Source organism: Pseudomonas sp. VE 267-6A, assembly GCF_024126555.1.
GTDB classification, from domain to species: domain Bacteria; phylum Pseudomonadota; class Gammaproteobacteria; order Pseudomonadales; family Pseudomonadaceae; genus Aquipseudomonas; species Aquipseudomonas palmensis.
In genome coordinates, this window is the sequence record NZ_JAMYBY010000015.1 from 143,830 (window position 1) to 162,768 (window position 18,939).

Here is an 18,939-nt window from a genome sequence, read left to right on the forward strand (position 1 = left end):
GGGCCGTAAACTGCGGCCAACTGCCGCAGCCGCCGGCGCACACTTCACAAACAAAAAAAGTGCACCCGGTGGGTGCACTTTTGCATGAACGGGGCAGGCCGGAAAGTTACTTCGGCATGCTCCACGGCTGCAAGTCATAACCTTTCTGGCTCAACTCGGCGCGCACTTCCTCGATCAGGTGTGCCAATTGCTGCGGGTCGGAATAGGTGCTGCTTGGAACTTGCTTGCTGCCGATACGGGTGCTGGTCCGGTCGATTACCGCCAGGCTGAGTTCGCCAGTGCCGTTAGGCACATCCCAGGCGACGCACTGGAAGGGTTCGAAGGCGTGGTCGGCAATCAGCAGTGCTTCGTTGACACGGAGCGGGGCGTTCATGGGTTCGGTCTCTCTGTGGTCCCAAACATTGAAAAAGTTGCGGCAAGGTGTGTTCCCTGCGGCAGGTTACTTGTACTGATGCACGCAGTAGTGGGTCAGGTCACACTGCAAGTAATGTTTTTTTAATCGGTGCTGACAATCTGCATTCATTGGCAACATCTGGGACGTTGAATTAACAGGAAAATTCTACCGAGTCGAAAGCAAGGCCGTATTTGCAGACGGACGGTAGTGGGCATTCTGACGTTGGTTGCTACTGTTACAGACGGGCCATACAACATGCTGTTTCTACTAACATTTCCAATAATTGGCGCCAAGGAAAGGTCATGCTGGAACCGGTACCGAACCGCCGCTTGCTGATCGTTGACCCTTGTGACGATTGCCACCGCTTGTTGCCAGGCCTGCGCAGCGTAGGTTGGGACGTGCGCACCTGCACCCTTGCCACTGCCCTGGAGCACCCTTGCGATGTGGGGCTGCTGCGCCTGCACGCCAGCCACCTGCAGCACCCCGATGCGGTCAAGGACCTGATCAGCCGCAGCGGTACCGAGTGGATCGCGGTGCTCAGCGCCGAGGAGCTGCGCGCGCAGAACGTGGGTGATTTTGTGTGCGAGTGGTTTTTTGACTTCCATACGTTGCCATTCGATGTCTCCCGCGTGCAGGTGACCCTGGGTCGCGCTTTCGGCATGGCACGCCTGCGCGGCAAGGGCAACCTGCATGTGGATGAGCCCGAGCACGAACTGCTGGGTGACAGCCGCCCGATCCGCGAACTGCGCAAGTTGCTGAGCAAGCTGGCGCCCACCGAGTCACCGGTGCTGATTCGAGGCGAGAGTGGTACCGGCAAGGAACTGGTGGCGCGCACCCTGCACCGGCAGTCGCAACGCCACGACAAACCGTTCGTGGCGATCAACTGCGGGGCGATTCCCGAACACCTGATCCAGTCCGAGCTGTTCGGCCACGAAAAGGGCGCCTTCACCGGCGCGCACCAGCGCAAGGTCGGGCGCATCGAGGCTGCCAACGGCGGCACGCTGTTTCTCGACGAGATCGGCGACCTGCCGCTGGAACTGCAGGCCAACCTGCTGCGCTTTCTGCAGGAAAAGCATATCGAACGGGTGGGCGGCAGCCAGCCGATTGCGGTGGACGTGCGCGTGCTGGCTGCGACCCATGTCGACCTGGAGAGCGCGATCACCAGCGGGCGTTTTCGCGAAGACCTGTATTACCGGCTCAACGTGCTGCAGGTGGTGACGGCACCGCTGCGTGACCGGCATGGCGACCTGTCGATGCTGGCCAGCCACTTTTCGCGTTTCTACAGCCAGGAAACCGGCCGGCGCCCGCGCACCTTCAGCGAAGACGCGCTGATGGCGATGGGCAAGCATGATTGGCCGGGCAATGTGCGCGAACTGGCCAACCGCGTGCGTCGCGGCCTGGTGCTGGCCGAAGGGCGGCAGATCGAGGCCCAGGACCTCGGGTTGCAGGGCGCGCAGGTCGAGATGACGCCGATGGGTACCCTGGAAGACTACAAGCACCGCGCCGAGCGCCAGGCGCTGTGTGACGTGCTCAATCGTCACAGTGACAACCTCAGCATTGCGGCCAAGGTGCTTGGGGTGTCGCGGCCTACGTTCTACCGGTTGCTGCACAAGCATCAGATTCGCTGAAGATCCCACGCTACGTCCATTCGCCAGCAAGGCTGGCTCCTACCCGAAGGTAGGAGCCAGCCTTGCTGGCGAATGGCGTCGGCGCAGATCAGAAGTAGTAAGGGAATTTGAGGCTGAAGGTGAAGTCCGGCGCATCGTCGGTCAGTCCGATCGACAGGTTGGGCACTATGGTCAGGTTGTCGGTGGCGGCCAGGGTCATGCCCACGTTGAAATAGGCGGCGTTGGCATCACTGCTGGGTACCGAGGTCCAGCTGTCGCCGGTTTCGGCCGACTTGATCTTGGATTTGCGCGCGATCAGGTCGGACACCGAGAACGACATGCTCATCTTCTCGTTCAGCGCAAAGGCGATACCGGCGCCGATCTGGAAGCTGTCGCCCAGCTTGACCTTGCCCGGCACCTTGACCCCGGACGTGGAGCTGACGTCACTGAACGACTCTTCCAGGGTATGGGTATAGGACAGGCTGCCGAACAGTACTGCCGGGTCGAACGTCTTGACCAGCGAGATGCCCGGGCTGATGGACCATACGCCGTTGCCGGTGGGCAGGTCTTCGGGGTAGGCGAGGCTGTCGTTGTTCGGGTCCTGGATCAGCTTGATGCCGAACGGGTCCTTGCCGGTGGGTGCCTTGACCCGCAGGGTGAGCACCGCATCGGGGCTGTTTTCCGATTCGTCGAGGAACTTGTAGGCCACGCCGAAGTTGACATCCCCCAGGGTCGGGTCGCGGGTGACGGTCTGTTCGGTCACGCCCTGGGCGTTGTTGCCGGCGCCCCCGGACTGGTAGGTGGACTCGCGGTAGACGATGGGGGCGTTGATATCGAACTGCCAACGCTGGTCGAGGTTGTAGCGGGCAGTCAGGTCCAGGGTCCAGTTGTCGGCCTTGATGCGGTCCAGGTTGATGTTGCCCAGGAAAATCGAGTCCAGCGCGAGGAAACCGTTGAGGATCAGTTGGCGGGTGTCGTAGCGGGCGTAGGTGATGCCGGTCTCGACGCTGAACTTGCCGCCACCGAAGAAGCCGCTGGCCTCGTCGTACAGGTTGGACACGCTCTGCGCAGGTTCCGAATCGCCCTTGAGCGCTTCGCCGTAGGAACTGCCGGTGCCGGGGGCCGCCCCGGATGCAGTAGCCACCTGGCCTGACCGGGTGGAGGCCGCTGGCGAGCGGGTCAGGCGCTGAGGGGGTGCCGGGGGTTGCTCTTCAACCTGGCGGACCCGCTGCTCGAGCACCATCAGTGCCTGCTGCTGGGATTCATAACGTTGCTTGAGTGCCTGCAACTCCTGTTTCAGGGCCTCAACTTGCGGGTCTGGCGCCGCTTGCAGCAGCGCTGAAGACGCCAGCGTGCTCACACAGACCACTGCCTTCAACGAAAACGATCGATGCATGGGTTAGCCGTCCCTTCCAACTGCGGTGAATTGAGACAGAGCGTAGATCAATATCCGGAAATACGAAGGCCTTTGAGTTGATCCAGGTTGCAGTTCAAGGCCCCGGCAGTAGGCAGGTTGTTGCGCAGTACCACATTGAGCTGGGTGATGTTGTTGACGGCGTTGTTGCCGCCCAGGAGCGTGGTGGCCTGCAGCAGCCCGCCCTGGGCCAGGCGCTGCACCGTATTGCCCTGGTTGTTGTTGGCCTGGATACCCAGCTGGATGCCCTTGCCGGTGGAGGAAACGCTCAGCGTGCCGGCGCCATTGCTGCCGGTGATGGTCTGCCCGCTACCCAGCAACTGACCCTGTGGCTTGCCCGCCGCCGGGGCGCTGTTGGCTTCCTTCACGTTGATCGAGACATTGTTGTAGGCCGTGTTGTAGTCGCCCGCTGCGCGTACCGACTGGGTAACGCCCTGGGTCGTGCCAAGGCCGGCCCCGCCGGTGACGGTACCGTTGCCCTGGGTTACCGGGGCGCCGTTGCCGTCGCGCGTGTCGAGCGAGACATAGAACTGCGGCTTGAACGAGGACTGCTGCACTTGCATGCTGGCGGTGGCGCCGATGCTGTCGCCGCGGGCGTTCTGCCAGGTGCTGCTCATCACCACGCCAAAGCTGATGATGCGCCCTGGCATCACATAGCGTCCGCGCAGTTCGGACAGTTCCTGGTCCTTGATCTCGATGGGCTTGAACTGCGCATGGGCAGGCAAGCTGGCGGCCAGGCAGGCGGCAACCAGCCAGGTTGAAGTCTTCATCGGGTGCTCCCCGGAGCTTCATGCCCCTTCTGATTAGAAGAAATCACTTTGTATGAAACCAAAATCCATCAACTGCGCATCGTCTACCGGGCTGAACCCGTTGATCTTGTTTTTTGCAGTCAAGGGTTGTGGCGGGTCGAGCAATGCGTTGGCCTTGTCATAGCCAGGGCCGATGACGGCAAAGATGATGCCGTTCCAGCCTTTGACGAAATCATCGAACTTGTAGCGTTTGTGGCCCAGAACCGGGTCACCGATGTACACCCAGTCCTTTTCGGTGCGTTGCAGCACCACGAAGTGCTTGTAGCCGCGAATGTCCATCAGCACCACCACCGGAATGGTGACGCTTTGCAGGCTCTCGGGCGGGATCCGATAGCCCCGGGCACGCATGCCGATGCTTTCCACGTATTTCTTCATGTCCAGCATGGAGAAGCCCTGGGTCTTGACCACTTGCTGGTCGGCGTGGGCGAGCATGCCGTCGATGATGTGTTCTTCGTCGACGTCCAGCCAGTAGGCCTGCTTGAGGACGGTGGCCAGGGCGGCGGCGCCGCAACTGAAATCGGTTTTCTGTTGTACAAGGTCGGCGAAGCGTCGTTCGCGAATGCTCTGGATGGGCTTGTAAATGACATTGCCGCCCGGCAGGGCAGCGATGGGCATCTGTGCGGCCTCGGCCAGGCTGGCCAGAAACAGCAATGCGGCAAGCAGGGCAATGCGCATGGTCTTCGCACCGTGTAGATGGCAGGAAAGGGGCCCCTGGGGGCCCCGTCCTTTTTCAGCTTACAGGCAGGCGCGGCAGCCTGCTGCGATGGACAGCGAGTTGCTCTGCTGGTTGCCCGAGCCGGCCGACACGTTGGCGCCCACGTTGCCCGACACGCCATTGAGCGAGTTGCTCATGTTGGCGTTGTTGACCACAGGGTTGGCCCAGCCGGTAGGTTTGAGCACCTGGTAGGTGTAGACACCACCGAGTACGAAGCTGCCTTCTTCGGTGAAGGTAAGCTTGTCTTTCTGTGGTTTGTTGCCGCCACGATCATCCCAGCCACCGTTGTGCCCGGGTTTGTCGTCTTTGCGTTCCACGTAGCCGTGGCCTTCGCCTTCGTACTGGCCATAGGCGGCAAAGGCGCCACCGAGGGTTTCCTTGGTGTAGGTACGGTCGGCCTTGTTGTTGACGCTCAGGCCGGAGGTGGACTGGTTGGCGGCTGCGCTGGCCACGGCCACACGGCCGCCGGACACGGCGATTGCCAGGTTGTTTTTCTGTTGGTTGAAGTCGCCGGCGGTCACGTTGACACCGATGTTGCCGGAGCTGTTGTTCGCCGAATTGGTGAGATTGGCGTTGTTCTGGGTAGAGAAGTTGTTGACGATGTTGCTGGTGTTGGTCTGGGTGGCGCTGGAAACAGCAACCGCACTGCCGAAGATGAAGCGTTCGTCGGCGGTGGCGATGGCGGCAACGTTGTCTTGCTGGTTGCCGTCACCGGCTGCCACGTTGGCGCCCAGGTTGCCTTGAGAGCCGTTTGCCGAGTTGTCCATGGTGCCGTTGTTGCGGGTGTTCTCGTTGAGCACACCGTTACCACCGTTGCCCTGGGTATCGATCACGGTGGCGCCAGCGCCGGCGTTTACCAGCAGGGCGAGCAGCGCGCTGGAATTGTTGTTGCCGCCGTTATTGCCGCCATTGTGTCCGCCGTTGTGACCACCGTTGTTTCCGCCCGCTTGTGCAGCAACTGCCATGACCGCTGCGAGTGCGAATACCAGAGGCTTGAGTGCCATTGTGGGTTTCATGGTGTTTCTCCGCATTGTTTTTAGTTGTTAAGTGTTGTGTTGTGCTGCGTTGTGAACTGCTCGGGTCAATCTGCAACCCGTACGCTCAGGGTGTTGGCCATTCGGTTCCCGACCCCGGCGCTCTGGTTCAACTGGATCACCCCACGGCTGCCGGTGAAGGCCTGATCGCTGGTAGCGACCTGGCGACTGCCGGGGGTTTGACCTGTCGAGCCTGAGCCGTTTGACAGCGCCACGTTCTGCTGGTCGAGGACGCTGTCGTCGATGCTCTGCGCGGTGGCACTGATGCTTACCCGCACGGCATTGACTTGTTGTGTGTTGGCACCGGCCGACTGGTTGATCCCAATCATCCCGTTACCGTTGGTGAAGGCGTCGCCACCGATGCTGGCGCGGGCATTGATCGCGCTGCTGGCAGGGGTGTCGATGCGCTGGCGCACCTGGGTGGTGGCGGTGGCATCGGGGTTGATGGCAATGGCGCGGCTGTTGTTCTGTTGCTGCTGGTCGCCAGCCGCCTGGTTGATGGTCACGTTGCCCTTGTAGCCCTGGCCGCTGGCGTTGATGGTGGCGTTGTCATTGACCGGTTGGGCCGCCAGGGCCGACGCGCTGCAGGCCAGCGCCAGAAACAGCAGTGAGTGGTTCATCTCAACGGCCCCCGGTCAGGATCTGCAGCGGCGCAAGGCCACGCTGCACGTTCTGGTTGACCGAATTGGAGATGCTGTTGGCGCCCCCTGCGCCAGGGCCGGAGCCGCCACGCAGGCCCGGCAGGCTGGTGGGCACCGCCCCCATGCCGCGGATGTTGCCGGACGCGTCGGGCATCAACACCCGGTTTACACTTGCACCGCTGGCCACACCGGCAAAGTCGCCATCGCTGAGCTCGTTGGTCTGGCTCAGGATGCGTGGCGACTGATTGGCATTGACGGTCATGGGGCGGGGGTCGGGGGTGCCGGTCGGGCGAACGGCCGAACGGGGCTGAACCTGGCGCTGGATGATGATGGTGCCGTCGCCGGCGGCCAGTATCGGCAGGCTCAGGGTGCTGGCGCCCAGCGCACAGCCCATGACGAAAAGACTCAGCAGCTTGTTGGTGTGATTCCCCACGGCAGCGATTCCTTCTTCGGTGCGCTGGCCCTATCAGCGTTGCGAGAAGGAGAGCAGAAGCTGTGCCGCTTTTGCTTTGTGCCAGCGAATCAAGGGCATAGCGCACGGGGCAGGGGCTGGTCGGAAAACCTGTATCACCGGTGATACAACCGCTGGTCCTTTTTACAGGCCTTGCAGCAGCGCAGATGCCCGGCATGCTCCGAGGGTGGGTGTATCACCGGCTTAACACGTCACCGCGTGTTGGTCGCAAGTGCTCTGGATCGGCGGTTGAGGTGGCCAGGTGTGTAACGCCGGGTTAACACTCGGTGGCGCAGGCCGGGGGCTTTCCTTCCAGCAGCGCCTGTACGGCCGCCAGTACCGTCGATTGGCGGTATGCCCAGTCGCCCTCGATGACCTGCATGGGTTGGCCATGCCGTTGCAGCCATTGGCGGCTGGCCTCGAAGAACGCCTGGCGCTCCTCCAGCCGTGGCTGACAGCGCTGGCCGTCGCCGACCCAGGGCACGCCTGCGGGGCTGAGCAACAGGTGCAGGTCGTAGCGCCGTGCCAGCAGCGCCTGTTCCAGCCACGCCGGGCAGTCGTTGAACAGTACGCGGCTCCACAGCATGTTGCTCAGCAGGTGCGTATCGAGTATCAGCAGCTCGGGCTGGCGCCCGCGGGCCGCATCCTCCCACACCAGCTGCCCGCGGGCGATGGGGTCGATGTCGGCGTAGCAGGTGTCGCGTCGCTGCTCGTCGATGAAGTGGCGTACGTACTCGCCCACCAGTTCGCCACCGAAATGCGCCTGGATTTCGCCGCCCAGCCAGCTCTTGCCACTGGATTCCGGGCCCGCCAGTACCAGGACCTTCATGGGCTGGCCAATGCCGGGTCACGTCGCCAGCTACGCCAGCCCTGCAGGGCGATCAGGGTGAACAGCGCATACAGCGCGGCGGTGATGTACATGCCTTTGTAGAGGAACAGGCCGACGAAGATTACGTCCAGCACGATCCACAACGGCCAGCATTGCACGCGCTTTTGCGCCATCCAGAACTGCGCCACCAGGCTGAAGGCGGTGAGGGTGGCGTCCAGCCAGGGCTCTGCAGCATCGGTCCAGGTGGCCATGGCCGCACCGAGGGCCAGGCTGGCCAGCAGGCCCACGCCCAGGCCCGACAGCAGCGGCGCGGTACCCAGGTAGGTCACCTGCCGGATCGGGCGATCCTCGCCGGGGCGTGTCCACTGCCACCACCCATAGAGCTGGAACACGGCAAACGCCAGTTGCAGCAGCATGTTCGAATACAGCTTGAAGTCGAAGAAGATCCAGCTGTAGAGCAGCACCACCAGCAGGCCGATGGGCCAGCACCAGGGGTTCTGGCGGGTCGTGAGCCATACAGCGATGACGCCCAGCACGGCAGCGTACAGTTCCAGGCCGGACATCGGCGTTCCTTGAAGGGGGGCAGGGCGGCGATTGTACCTTGTGGCACGTCAGGTGCCAGCCTTGGGTGAGCACTTCGCCGCCAAGGCCGGCTCCTGCTGAGGCAATGTCGAGCCTTGCAGAAGCCGGCCGCCGGCGAGGTGCAGGCTGCGGTCAGACCCGGAACTGCCTCAGCAACTGCCCCAGCTGTTCGCTCAACTGGTTCAATGCGGCCCCGGCACTGCTCGACTGGTGCGCCGCCACGGCCGTCTGACGCGACAGCTCGGCCGTCTGGGTGACGTTGTGGTTGATCTCTTCCACCACATGCGACTGCTGCAGCGTGGCACTGGCAATCGAGGCATTCAGCGCGCTGAGGTTGTGCAGTGCCTGGCTGATGGCATCCAGGCTGGCACCGGCCTCGCTGGCCTGTTCGACCGTCTCGCGCGAGGCCAGGCTGCTGGCATCGATCGCCTTGACCGCAGCCTCGGACTGGCCCTGAAGGTGCTCGATCATCTGCTGGATCTCGGCCGTCGACTGCTGGGTGCGTTGCGCCAGCAGGCGCACTTCGTCGGCCACCACGGCGAACCCGCGACCCTGTTCACCCGCCCGCGCGGCCTCGATGGCGGCGTTGAGTGCCAGCAGGTTGGTCTGCTCGGCAATCGAACGGATCACCTCCAGCACGCTGCCGATACGCGTGCTCTGGCCCGCCAGGGCCTGGATCACCTGCACCGCCTGGTCGATGGTGCCCGACAGCTCGTCGATTTTCAGCAGGCTGCCATGAATGCTTTGCCGGCCCTGTTCGGCCCGCTGCTGGGCGTCCTGCATCTCGCTGGAGGCGTGCTCGGCGTTCCTGGCCACGTCCTGCACCGCATAACTGACCTCGTTGATTGCGGTGGCCACCTGTTCCATCTGCTGCGACTGCTGTTCGCTGCGCTGGTGCGCCTGGCCGGCGTTGCTGCCTACGTCCCCGGCCGAATGGCCCAGGGCCTGGGCAGCGCCCTGCAACTGGGTCACCACCTGCTGCAACTTGGCGGTGAAGGTGTTGAAGTGCAGGCCCAGCTGGGTGACTTCATCCTGCCCATGGGTGTCGAGGCGACGGGTCAGGTCGCTTTCGCCGCTGGCGATGTTGCCCATGGCATCCACGGCTTCCTGCAAGGGGCGGGTGATACTGCGGGCGATCAGCATGACCACCAGTGCCATTATCAGCGCGATGACCACCCCCAGCAGCGATGCGTCGCGAAGCTGGCGCACGAACTCGGCGTGCATGTCGTCGATGTACACGCCAGAGCCGATCACCCAGCCCCAGGGTTTGAACAGCTGGATGTACGAGGTTTTTTCCACCGGCTCGCTGGCACCGGGCTTGGGCCAGCGGTAGTCGATGCTGCCGGCGCCCTGGGCCTTGGCCAACGCGACCATTTCGTTGAACAGCGCATAGCCGTCCGGGTCGCGAATGCCGGAGAGGTCCTGGCCTTCGAGCTTGAGGTTCATGGGGTGCATGATCATCTTCGGGCCCAGGTCGTTGATCCAGAAGTAGTCGTCCTGGTCATAACGCAACCCGCGCACCGCACTCAGCGCCTGTTGCTGGGCGGCCTCGCGGGTAAGGGTACCGCTGGCTTCCAGCCCCTGGTAATAGGCCAGTACGCCGGCTGCGGTTTCGACCACGTGCCGGGTCTTTTCGGCCTTTGCCTGGTACAGGTCACCGTGGATCTGACGCAGCATCAGCAGCCCCAGGGTCACCAGCATCAGCACCGCCACCACCAGGATGAGCCACAGCCGACGGCTGATCGACATACTGCGTAAAGTCTTCATGAAGGTCACCCTATGTTCTTGTTATTGTCCGCATCCAACCACGCTTTACCGAAACAACCTACTCGACCAAGGGCTAAGTGATTGATTAGTAGAGCGCTGTCGCGTCGAGCGGCAGCGTTTGCACGAGCGCTCTGTTAGGATTTCGGCCTTCACGGGGCAGTTCTGAAGGCCGGGGTAGCATTTCCTTCGGTTTTGCGACGGAGTGTCGCCGTAATATGCCCGGTTTCGGGCAATCAAATAACGAATGATGAGACCTGCCAGCGGCAATGTCTTACGGGGGAATGATGGATTTTTGGACCGCCATGCAGGCTGTGATTCTCGGCATCGTCGAGGGTCTGACGGAATTTTTGCCCATTTCGAGTACCGGTCACCAGATCGTGGTCGCCGACCTGATCGACTTTGGCGGCGAACGCGCGATGGCGTTCAACATCATCATCCAGCTGGGCGCGATCCTGGCGGTGGTGTGGGAATTTCGCCGCAAGATCCTGGACGTGGTGGTGGGCCTGCCCCGCCAGGCCCGGGCCCAGCGCTTTACCCTCAACCTGCTGATCGCCTTCATGCCCGCCGTGGTGCTGGGCGTGCTGTTCGCCGACCTGATCCATGAGTACCTGTTCAACCCGATCACGGTGGCGGTGGCCCTGGTGGTGGGCGGGGTGATCATGCTGTGGGCCGAGCGCCGCCAGCACGTGGTGCGTGCCGAGGAGGTCGATGACATGCGCTGGACCGATGCGCTGAAGATCGGCTGCGCGCAGTGCCTGGCAATGATTCCGGGGACTTCGCGGTCGGGCTCGACGATCATCGGCGGGCTGTTGTTCGGCCTGTCGCGCAAGGCCGCCACCGAGTTCTCGTTCTTTCTGGCGATGCCGACCATGGTCGGGGCGGCGGTGTTCTCGGGCTACAAGTACCGTGACCTGTTCCAGCCGGATGACTTCCCGGTGTTCGCCATCGGCTTTGTGGTGTCGTTCATCTTCGCGATGATTGCGGTGCGCGGCTTGCTCAAGTTCATCGCCAGCCACAGCTACGCGGTGTTTGCCTGGTACCGTATCGCATTTGGCCTGGTGATCCTGGCGACCTGGCAGTTCGGCTGGGTCGACTGGGCCGTGGCGCACGGCTGAGATGGCCCGCATCGAAACGCGCCCGCCCATGCGCCACCTGCGCCTCAAGTTGCTGGCATTCGTGGCCCTGTGCCTGCTGCCGGTGCTGGGCGCACTGAAGCTGGGTGTGGGCACAGGCAACTGGTTGTGGCTGGCGGCCTATGGGCTGGCGAGCCTTGGCTGTTTCGGGCTGTATGGCTACGACAAGCGTCAGGCGCGCGGCCAGGGGCAGCGTACCCCCGAGAAGGTGCTGCATGCCTGCGAACTGGCCGGTGGCTGGCCAGGGGCGCTGCTGGCGCAGCAGGTGTTCCGGCACAAGACACGCAAGTTGTCGTATCAGCTGGTGTTCTGGGTGATCGTGCTGGGGCATCAGGTGTTCTGGGCCGACTACCTGTTTCTTGCCGGGCGATTGTTCGGGTTCTAGAGCGCTTTCGCCGGCAAGGTCGGCGCCTTCAGGGGCCGGCCTTGCCGGCGAAAGCCATCGGCCTCAGAGCAGCAACCCGACCTGTACGCGCTTGGGCAATCGCCGCACCACCAGTTGGTGCGAGCGGCGCAGCAACTCTTCCAGTTCCCCACGCCCCATCGCATAAGGCTGCGCCACACTGATCCAGTGTGCCCGCGCCAGGTACGGCGCCGGTCGCACCCCGGGGCGGTCCACGTAGCCCAGGAACAGCTCGGTGTCGACCTTGAACGACAAGCCTGCACCCGCCAGGTCCATCACCGCGAACATCTTGTTGCCGGCCACCGAGAACACGCGCACGCCACCCCATTTGTAGTCTTCCTGCACACCGGGCAGGCCCAGGCAGAATGCCGCCACCTGTGCCTCGGTCATTTTTCGCTCAGACATAACGCTCTCCGCATTCCTCGAACGAGGCTACCAGGTGATCGATCCACGCCCTGACCGCCGGCAGCACGCCGCGCCGGTGCGGGTACACCGCCTGCAGGTAACCGCCCGGCAGTGACCAGCCCGGCAGCAGGCGTACCAGTTCGCCGCGCTGCAGTTCGGCCTCGCAGTGCATGATAGGCAGCGTGGTGAAGCCCAGGCCCGCCAGGGTGGCGGCCTTGCGCACCACGAAGTCGTCGATGGCCAGGCGCGCTTCCAGGGTCAGGTCCTGCTTGTGGCCCTGCTCGTCGAGCAGGCGCAGGTGCACCAGGCGGTCGGCCTCGACCGCGCCCAGTACCGGCACCCTGGCCAGGTCGGCAGGGGAGCTGACAGGGTGCCGGGCGGCAAACTCAGGTGCGGCCACCAGCAGCATCTGCGCCTGGCGCAGGCGGCGGGTGACCAGTGCCGGGTCTTCGTCGCCCAGGTCGCGCACACGCAGGGCCACGTCGATGCCCTCGGTGATCAGGTCGACCCGGCGGTTGAGCAGCACCATGTCCAGCTGTACCTGCGGGTACTGTTGCAAAAATGCGCTGATCACGCCGGGCAGGAACTCATGGGCCAGGCCCACCGGGCACGACACCCGCAAGCGCCCGCGCGGTTCGCTGGTCATGCTGGCCACCGCCTCGTCGGCCATCTCGGCCTCCAGCAGCATGGCCTGGCAATGGCGCAGGTAGCGCTCGCCCACGGCGGTGAGCTTGAGTTGCCGGGTGGTGCGCTGCAGCAGACGCGTGCCCAGGCGCTCCTCCAGTTCGGCAATGCGCCGCGACAGCCTGGATTTGGGCACACCGAGCAGACGCCCGGCTGCCGCGAAGCCGCCGGCCTCCACCACGCGGGCGAAATAGAACAGATCGTTGAGGTCTTGCATGCCGGTCATGGGCATTGTCCTGCCAGTGGGACGAAGAAGTGCGAATTTGCGATCTTATCAGCTATTGGCTATCCCGGTAGCATCCTCCCCATCGTGATCGCCAGCCGATCCTCATTCAGGAGAGCCCCATGAAACTGTTGCACATCGATTCCAGCATCCTCGGCGACAACTCCGCTTCTCGCCAGCTCAGCCAGCGCGTGGTCGCCGCCTGGCAAGCGGCAGAACCTTCGGCGCAGGTGGTCTACCGGGACCTGGCCGCCGATGCCATCAGCCATTTCTCGGCCGCGACCCTGGTTGCCGCCGGCACGCCTGACGAGCTGCGCGATGCGGCGCAGCAACATGAAGCCAGGCTCAGCAGTGAAACCCTCCAGGAGTTTCTGGCGGCCGATGCGGTGGTGATCGCGGCGCCCATGTACAACTTCACCGTGCCGACCCAGCTCAAGGCCTGGATCGACCGCATTGCCGTCGCCGGCCAGACCTTCCGCTACACCGAAGCCGGGCCTGAAGGCCTGTGCGGCAACAAGAAGGTGATCGTGGTGTCGACCTCCGGCGGCCTGCACGTCGGCCAGCCGACCGGTGTGGCCCACGAGGAATTCCTCAAGGTGTTCCTGGGCTTTATCGGCATCACCGACGTCGAGTTCGTTCGCGCCCATGGCCTGGCCTACGGCGACGAGCACCGCAGCAATGCCATGCAGGCCGCCCAGGCGCAGATCGACAGCGAGCTGTTCGCGGCTGCCTGAGCCCCTGTCGAAAAGCCGACTTGCGGTCACCCCGCAAGTCGGCTTTTTCATGCACCTTTCATCCAGCCCGGCCTGGCCCGCTCTATGCTTGCCAGTACCGGTCACAGGTGCGGGCCGGGCAGGGTGAGCAACGATGCGGTGGGTTCGAACATTTTTGATGCTGGTGCTGTGGAGCTGCTGCCTGCTGGTGCAGGCCGAGCCCGCACAGCACTGGAGTGTCGGCCTGCATCGCATGGCTGTGACCGACCCGGTGGACGGCCAGCCGATGCAGGCGCTGGCGTTCTACCCATCCAGCGACGCCGCCCGGTGGCATCAGGTCGACGGCTATCGGGTCCACGTGGCCGAAGAAGGCGCGGTGGTAATGGGCCGCTTCCCGTTGCTGATGTTGTCCCATGGCAATACCGGCACGCCACTGGCGCTGCATGACCTGGCCAGCGCCCTGGCACGCCGGGGCTTCGTGGTGGTGGCGGTGGTGCACCCGGGAGACAACGCTCGCGACCACAGCCGGCTTGGCACCCTGAGCAACCTCTATGGTCGGCCCCTGCAGATCAGTGCCGCCTTGACCGCGACCCTTGCCGATCCGTTGCTTGCACCTTACGTCAGCGACGGGCAGGTGGGCATGATCGGTTACTCGGCCGGTGGCGAGACAGCGTTGATCCTGTCCGGTGCCCGACCAGACCTGCAACGCCTGCGCCGCTACTGCCAGCAGAACCCGCTGGACGCCGATGCCTGCAAGGCCCATGGGGTGCTGGTGGCAGACCGTGACGACCTGCTGCCCCACGCCGACCCCAGGGTGCGTTCATTGCTGCTGATGGCGCCGTTGAGCCTGATGTTCGGACGCCACGCGCTGGCCGATGTGAAGGTGCCCGCGCTGATCTACAGCGGCGACCGCGACCAGTTGCTGGCCATCGACAAGAATGCCCAGGCACTGGCGCGCAAACTGCCGATCACCCCCAACTACCGCCTGCTGGCGGGTGCCGGGCACTTCGTGTTCATGGCCCCGTGCGACGCATCCCAGCTGCAGCACATGGCCACGCTGTGCACCGATGCCGAAGGGGTGGACCGCGCCGGCATCCACCTGTCGTTACAGGCCGAAGCCACGCGCTTCTTCACCCGCACCCTGGGGGGCGCCGAGCGTGTCGGCCTGAGTGCGGTCGATCACTGAGCCGTGGCGCGGCGCAACAGCACCAGGGTCAGGCCCACGCCGGCCAGTGACAGCAGCGCCGCCACACAGAAGATCGAGGCGTAGCCCAGGTGCGCAGCGATGGCGCCCATCACCGGGCCGGCAATCGCCAGGGCCAGGTCGAAGAACACTGCGTAGGCCCCCAGCCCGGCGCCGCGGCTGGAACTGGGCACCTGCTTGATCGCCTCGACCCCCAGTGCCGGGTACACCAGTGACAGGCCGAAGCCGCTCAGCCCCGCGCCGACCAACGCCAGCAGCGGTGACGGCGCCAGCCACAACAATGCCAGCCCCAGGGCCTCGACGCCCATGCAGGCAATTGCCACGCGGTAGCCGCCCCACTGGTTGACCGCGTTCACGAACAGCAGCCGCGACAGGATGAAGCACACGCCGAAGGCGCTCAGGCACAGGGCGGCGCCGCTCCAGCCGCGTTCTATATAGAAGAGCGTGACGAAGGTGGTCAGCGTGCCATAGCCGATGGAGGCCAGGGTAAGGCCCACGCCGCACGGTGCCACCCGCGCGAAGGCGGCCCAGAACGGCAGGCGCACGCCACGCACCACCGGCACCGAGGGCTTGTTGCGTATCACCAGTAGCGCCGCTGCCGCCAGCGCGGTCAGGCTCAGGCCCAGGGTGGCGAAGTTCAGTTCGCTGGCCACGATCACCCCCAGCGGTGCACCGATGGCGATGGCGCCATAGGAGGCGATACCGTTCCAGGAAATCACCCGCGCGGTGTGTTCGGCGCCCACCTGGCCGATGCCCCAGCTCAGGGTGCCCACGCCAATCAGGCCCTGCGCGATGCCCAGGGCCACCCGTGCAGCCAGCAGCACCGCCAGGCTCATCACTGGCAGGTGCACGGCCAGTGCCGATGCCCAGGTCAGCACGCCGCTCAGCGCGATGCCCAGCAGCCCGTAGATGATCGCGCGCTTGGTCCCCAGGCTGTCGGCCAGGCGTCCGGCCATGGGGCGGCTGAGCAGGGTGGACAGGTATTGCAGGCCGATGGTGATGCCGGCGATGACCGCGCTGAACCCCAGGGTGTCATGCACATGGCTGGGCAGCACCGCGATCGGCAGGCCGATGCAGAGGAAGGCGATGAAGGTGTAGAAGACGATCGACAGTATCTGTCGGGTAACCGACTCGTTACTGAGTGCAGCAGAAGGGGGCGGGGCAGACATGGGGCTCGTTCGCAGGCAAGCGGCTGGAGGCGACCATGATGGCGGGAGCGGGCAGGAAAAGAAAGCAGGCTAACGAACAAGCTGTGGCCAGCAAGGCCGGCCCCCACCCGGGTCGCGAAAACCACGCACCCTGCAGGAGCCGGCCTTGCCGGCGAAGCTTGTGTACGACGTTTAGATCAACACACCCTGGCTGCGCAGGTAGTCGTCATAGGTACCGCTGAAGTCGATCACGCCGCTGGGGCTCAGCTCGATGATGCGGGTGGCCAGCGAGGACACGAACTCGCGGTCGTGGCTGACGAACAGCAGCGTGCCCGGGTAGTTTTCCAGCGCCAGGTTGAGCGCCTCGATCGATTCCATGTCCAGGTGGTTGGTCGGTTCGTCCATCACCAGTACGTTGGGCTTTTGCAGAATCAGCTTGCCGAACAGCATGCGGCCTTGCTCGCCACCGGAGATCACCTTCACCGACTTGAGGATCTCGTCGTTGGAGAACAGCATGCGCCCCAGGGTGCCGCGGATGATCTGCTCGCCCTGCGTCCACTGGCCCATCCAGTCGAACAGGCTCAGGTCCTCTTCGAAATCGTGGGCGTGGTCCTGGGCGTAGTAGCCCACTTCGGCGCTTTCGGTCCATTTCACCTCGCCGGCATCCGGGGTCAGCTCGCCGACCAGGGTGCGCAGCAGGGTGGTCTTGCCGATACCGTTGGGGCCGATGATCGCCACGCGCTCGCCGGCTTCGACGGTGAAGCTGAAGTTCTTGAACAGGGTCTTGCCGTCGAAGCCCTTGGACATCTTCTCGATGGTCACGGCCTGGCGGTGCAGCTTCTTGGTCTGCTCGAAGCGGATGAACGGGCTGACGCGGCTCGATGGCTTGACCTCGGCCAGCTGGATCTTGTCGATCTGCTTGGCACGCGAGGTGGCCTGCTTGGCCTTGGAGGCGTTGGCCGAGAAGCGGCTGACGAAGGTCTGCAGCTCGGCGATCTGGGCCTTCTTCTTGGCGTTGTCCGACAGCAGTTGCTCGCGCGACTGGGTGGCGGCGGTCATGTACTCGTCGTAGTTGCCCGGGAACAGACGCAGCTCGCCGTAGTCCAGGTCAGCCATGTGGGTGCACACGCTGTTGAGGAAGTGACGGTCGTGGGAAATGATGATCATGGTGCTGTTGCGCGCCGTGAGGATGCTTTCCAGCCAGCGGATGGTGTTGATGTCCAGGTGGTTGGTCGGCTCGTCGAGCAGCAGCACTTCAGGGTCGGAGAACAGTGCCTGGGCCAGCAGCACACGCAGTTTCCAGCCTGGGGCGACTTCGGTCATGGGGCCGAAATGCTGTTCGAGGGGGATACCCAGGCCCAGCAGCAGTTCACCGGCGCGGGATTCGGCGGTGTAGCCGTCCATCTCGGCGAATTCGGTTTCCAGCTCGGCGACGGCCATGCCGTCGTCTTCGGTCATTTCCGGCAGCGAGTAGATACGATCGCGCTCGGCCTTGACCCGCCACAGTTCCTCGTGGCCCATGATCACGGTATCGATCACGGTGAATTCTTCGTAGGCGAACTGGTCCTGGCGCAGCTTGCCCAGGCGCACGTTCGGCTCGAGCATCACCTGACCGGCCGACGGCTCCAGGTCGCCGCCAAGGATTTTCATGAAGGTCGACTTGCCACAGCCGTTGGCGCCGATCAGGCCGTAGCGGTTGCCATTGTTGAACTTGACCGAGACGTTCTCGAACAAGGGCTTGGCGCCAAACTGCATGGTGATGTTAGCGGTAGAAATCAAGTGCTTATCCTGCGGGGTGTCCAGAGGTGTGTTTAGGTGCCGCTGACCTTTTGGGGCCGATTTTGGGCCCGTCAGATACGGGACGGCAGCTTCTCCAGCTCCTTCCAATCCGAGGAGGAGCTGATCCATTTTGCGTAGGTAGAGAGCAACATCTCGACGCTGTGGCCGAGTTGGTTCGCGATGAACGCAGGGTTCATCCCAGCCATTAGGCACATGGTTGCGTAGGTGTGGCGCGTGTCGTACTGCCGACGTTCACGGATGCTCAACGCCTTGGGCGCGAGCTTGAAGTGCCTGATTGTAACACCTGCCTGCCTGATCTACATCCCGCCTTTACCCGGCTGGAACACAAAAGGACTGGTGGGAGTGGCTGATTTCGATGCCATTTTGCGCAAACCCGGTACCACGGCCTGTTGCTCCCCAGCGTGCTCATCCCCGGGTTTCTTCCTTTTTGCCCGCATGCTTGTCTGCGGGCCGCTACTGCCGTCGTCCTTGCACGCCGCCGCAGCGGCCCGGCCAGTTCTTCGTTTGCCACGGCAACAGCTCTCCAGGCCCGCGCCTTTCGGCGAACTGATGTGTTATAAAAAAGTATGTCAAACAGGAGGTTAGATATGGCCAATAAAGCCAAACCGTTCTACTACGCTGCGGCGCCACTGATTGCAATCGGCGCTGCGTTCGCCGCAGTCGGCGCCTCTGGGCAAGCTGCTTTTGGCTACACCGCGGTCGGCTTTCTGGTGCCTGGTGTAGTGCTGCTCATTACCGGATATCGCCAGCGGGCTTGACGTGTGCGGTGGGGTCAAGCTGCAGGCCATTCAAGTACAAAGAAATTGGCGCAGGAACCGCAGACTACGAGGTGGTGGGCTCGAAAAACCTCTTGATTGATTTCTTGTTATTCGATTTGCATTACTTTTGCTTTGAGGATTTTGAATCGCCCCTGGTTTCCTAGACACTCTCCAAGCTCAGAAAATAGCGTTTCTCATACTCTACCGGCGACAGCTGATTGTTGA

General features: G+C 63.5%; 20 protein-coding genes and 1 pseudogene. 6 read left to right on the top strand and 15 right to left on the bottom strand.

The genetic code is table 11. The features are described from left to right. Positions 1-106: 106 nt before the first annotated feature. The gene (locus NJH59_RS18560; RefSeq protein ID WP_054914565.1) at positions 107-373 is read right to left on the bottom strand and encodes a hypothetical protein; all 267 of its coding nucleotides are present in this window, start codon (positions 371-373) and stop codon (positions 107-109) included. A gap of 323 nt (positions 374-696) precedes the next feature. On the opposite strand from NJH59_RS18560, the gene NJH59_RS18565 reads away from it, so the two are divergent. After that, positions 697-2,022: a sigma-54 dependent transcriptional regulator gene (locus tag NJH59_RS18565; protein WP_043861458.1), complete on the top strand. Its 1,326-nt coding sequence runs from the start codon at positions 697-699 to the stop codon at positions 2,020-2,022. Positions 2,023-2,110: 88 nt separating this feature from the next. Here NJH59_RS18565 and NJH59_RS18570 read toward each other — a convergent pair whose 3' ends face one another. The 9 genes from NJH59_RS18570 to NJH59_RS18610 form a co-directional block, all read right to left on the bottom strand. After that, positions 2,111-3,397, bottom strand: a complete 1,287-nt coding sequence (locus NJH59_RS18570; protein ID WP_123752581.1) for a hypothetical protein — start codon at positions 3,395-3,397, stop codon at positions 2,111-2,113. A 47-nt stretch (positions 3,398-3,444) separates the two neighbouring features. Then, positions 3,445-4,185 (bottom strand): hypothetical protein, encoded by a 741-nt coding sequence (locus NJH59_RS18575; protein ID WP_054914563.1) that lies wholly within the window; start codon positions 4,183-4,185, stop codon positions 3,445-3,447. Between the two features lie 33 nt (positions 4,186-4,218). After that, positions 4,219-4,899, bottom strand: a complete 681-nt coding sequence (locus NJH59_RS18580; protein ID WP_043861461.1) for a C39 family peptidase — start codon at positions 4,897-4,899, stop codon at positions 4,219-4,221. 60 nt (positions 4,900-4,959) lie between these two features. Next, positions 4,960-5,955 carry a hypothetical protein gene (locus NJH59_RS18585; RefSeq protein ID WP_043861462.1) on the bottom strand — a complete coding sequence of 332 codons (996 nt, stop codon included), beginning with the start codon at positions 5,953-5,955 and terminating at the stop codon, positions 4,960-4,962. Between the two features lie 65 nt (positions 5,956-6,020). Then, on the bottom strand, positions 6,021-6,593 hold the full coding sequence (locus NJH59_RS18590) for an adhesin (RefSeq protein ID WP_253087159.1): 573 nt from the start codon (positions 6,591-6,593) through the stop codon (positions 6,021-6,023). 1 nt (position 6,594) lies between these two features. Continuing rightward, positions 6,595-7,008: a hypothetical protein gene (locus NJH59_RS18595; protein ID WP_054914659.1), complete on the bottom strand. Its 414-nt coding sequence runs from the start codon at positions 7,006-7,008 to the stop codon at positions 6,595-6,597. Positions 7,009-7,342: 334 nt separating this feature from the next. After that, positions 7,343-7,894 (bottom strand): AAA family ATPase, encoded by a 552-nt coding sequence (locus NJH59_RS18600; protein ID WP_253087160.1) that lies wholly within the window; start codon positions 7,892-7,894, stop codon positions 7,343-7,345. Continuing rightward, positions 7,891-8,457, bottom strand: a complete 567-nt coding sequence (gene pnuC, locus NJH59_RS18605; RefSeq protein ID WP_100632791.1) for a nicotinamide riboside transporter PnuC — start codon at positions 8,455-8,457, stop codon at positions 7,891-7,893. The genes NJH59_RS18600 and pnuC overlap by 4 nt, the downstream gene beginning before the upstream one ends. A gap of 151 nt (positions 8,458-8,608) precedes the next feature. Next, positions 8,609-10,243, bottom strand: a complete 1,635-nt coding sequence (locus tag NJH59_RS18610; protein ID WP_043861500.1) for a methyl-accepting chemotaxis protein — start codon at positions 10,241-10,243, stop codon at positions 8,609-8,611. A 284-nt stretch (positions 10,244-10,527) separates the two neighbouring features. Between NJH59_RS18610 and NJH59_RS18615 the strand changes: the two genes are divergently transcribed. Together NJH59_RS18615 and NJH59_RS18620 are read left to right on the top strand one after the other, a co-directional pair. Then, a complete protein-coding gene (locus tag NJH59_RS18615; protein WP_054914658.1) occupies positions 10,528-11,358 on the top strand; it encodes an undecaprenyl-diphosphate phosphatase in 831 nt (276 codons plus the stop codon). Between the two features lies 1 nt (position 11,359). After that, the gene (locus NJH59_RS18620) at positions 11,360-11,761 is read left to right on the top strand and encodes a DUF1294 domain-containing protein (protein WP_054914559.1); all 402 of its coding nucleotides are present in this window, start codon (positions 11,360-11,362) and stop codon (positions 11,759-11,761) included. 63 nt (positions 11,762-11,824) lie between these two features. Here the strand turns inward: NJH59_RS18620 and NJH59_RS18625 are convergent, their stop codons facing one another. Both NJH59_RS18625 and NJH59_RS18630 read right to left on the bottom strand, forming a co-directional pair. Beyond that, positions 11,825-12,184: an MmcQ/YjbR family DNA-binding protein gene (locus NJH59_RS18625; RefSeq protein WP_043861467.1), complete on the bottom strand. Its 360-nt coding sequence runs from the start codon at positions 12,182-12,184 to the stop codon at positions 11,825-11,827. Next, entirely contained in the window at positions 12,177-13,085 is a 909-nt protein-coding gene (locus NJH59_RS18630; protein ID WP_043861502.1) for a LysR substrate-binding domain-containing protein, read from the bottom strand. Before NJH59_RS18630 ends, NJH59_RS18625 begins: the two co-directional genes overlap by 8 nt. A gap of 128 nt (positions 13,086-13,213) precedes the next feature. On the opposite strand from NJH59_RS18630, the gene NJH59_RS18635 reads away from it, so the two are divergent. Both NJH59_RS18635 and NJH59_RS18640 read left to right on the top strand, forming a co-directional pair. Beyond that, entirely contained in the window at positions 13,214-13,825 is a 612-nt protein-coding gene (locus NJH59_RS18635) for an FMN-dependent NADH-azoreductase (protein WP_054914558.1), read from the top strand. A 157-nt stretch (positions 13,826-13,982) separates the two neighbouring features. After that, positions 13,983-14,990 (top strand): dienelactone hydrolase, encoded by a 1,008-nt coding sequence (locus NJH59_RS18640; RefSeq protein WP_236066269.1) that lies wholly within the window; start codon positions 13,983-13,985, stop codon positions 14,988-14,990. Here the strand turns inward: NJH59_RS18640 and NJH59_RS18645 are convergent. The 3 genes and pseudogenes from NJH59_RS18645 to NJH59_RS25615 form a co-directional block, all read right to left on the bottom strand. Continuing rightward, on the bottom strand, positions 14,984-16,177 hold the full coding sequence (locus tag NJH59_RS18645) for an MFS transporter (protein WP_054914556.1): 1,194 nt from the start codon (positions 16,175-16,177) through the stop codon (positions 14,984-14,986). The two genes, NJH59_RS18640 and NJH59_RS18645, sit on opposite strands and share 7 nt — an antisense overlap. Before the next feature lie 171 nt (positions 16,178-16,348). After that, positions 16,349-17,935, bottom strand: coding sequence for an ABC-F family ATPase (locus NJH59_RS18650; protein WP_043861471.1), 1,587 nt, complete (start codon positions 17,933-17,935; stop codon positions 16,349-16,351). Positions 17,936-18,006: 71 nt separating this feature from the next. Continuing rightward, positions 18,007-18,318 (bottom strand): annotated as a pseudogene (locus tag NJH59_RS25615) (integrase). A gap of 225 nt (positions 18,319-18,543) precedes the next feature. Between NJH59_RS25615 and NJH59_RS18655 the strand changes: the two are divergent. Further along, positions 18,544-18,714 (top strand): hypothetical protein, encoded by a 171-nt coding sequence (locus tag NJH59_RS18655; RefSeq protein WP_167400192.1) that lies wholly within the window; start codon positions 18,544-18,546, stop codon positions 18,712-18,714. Positions 18,715-18,939: the final 225 nt, after the last annotated feature.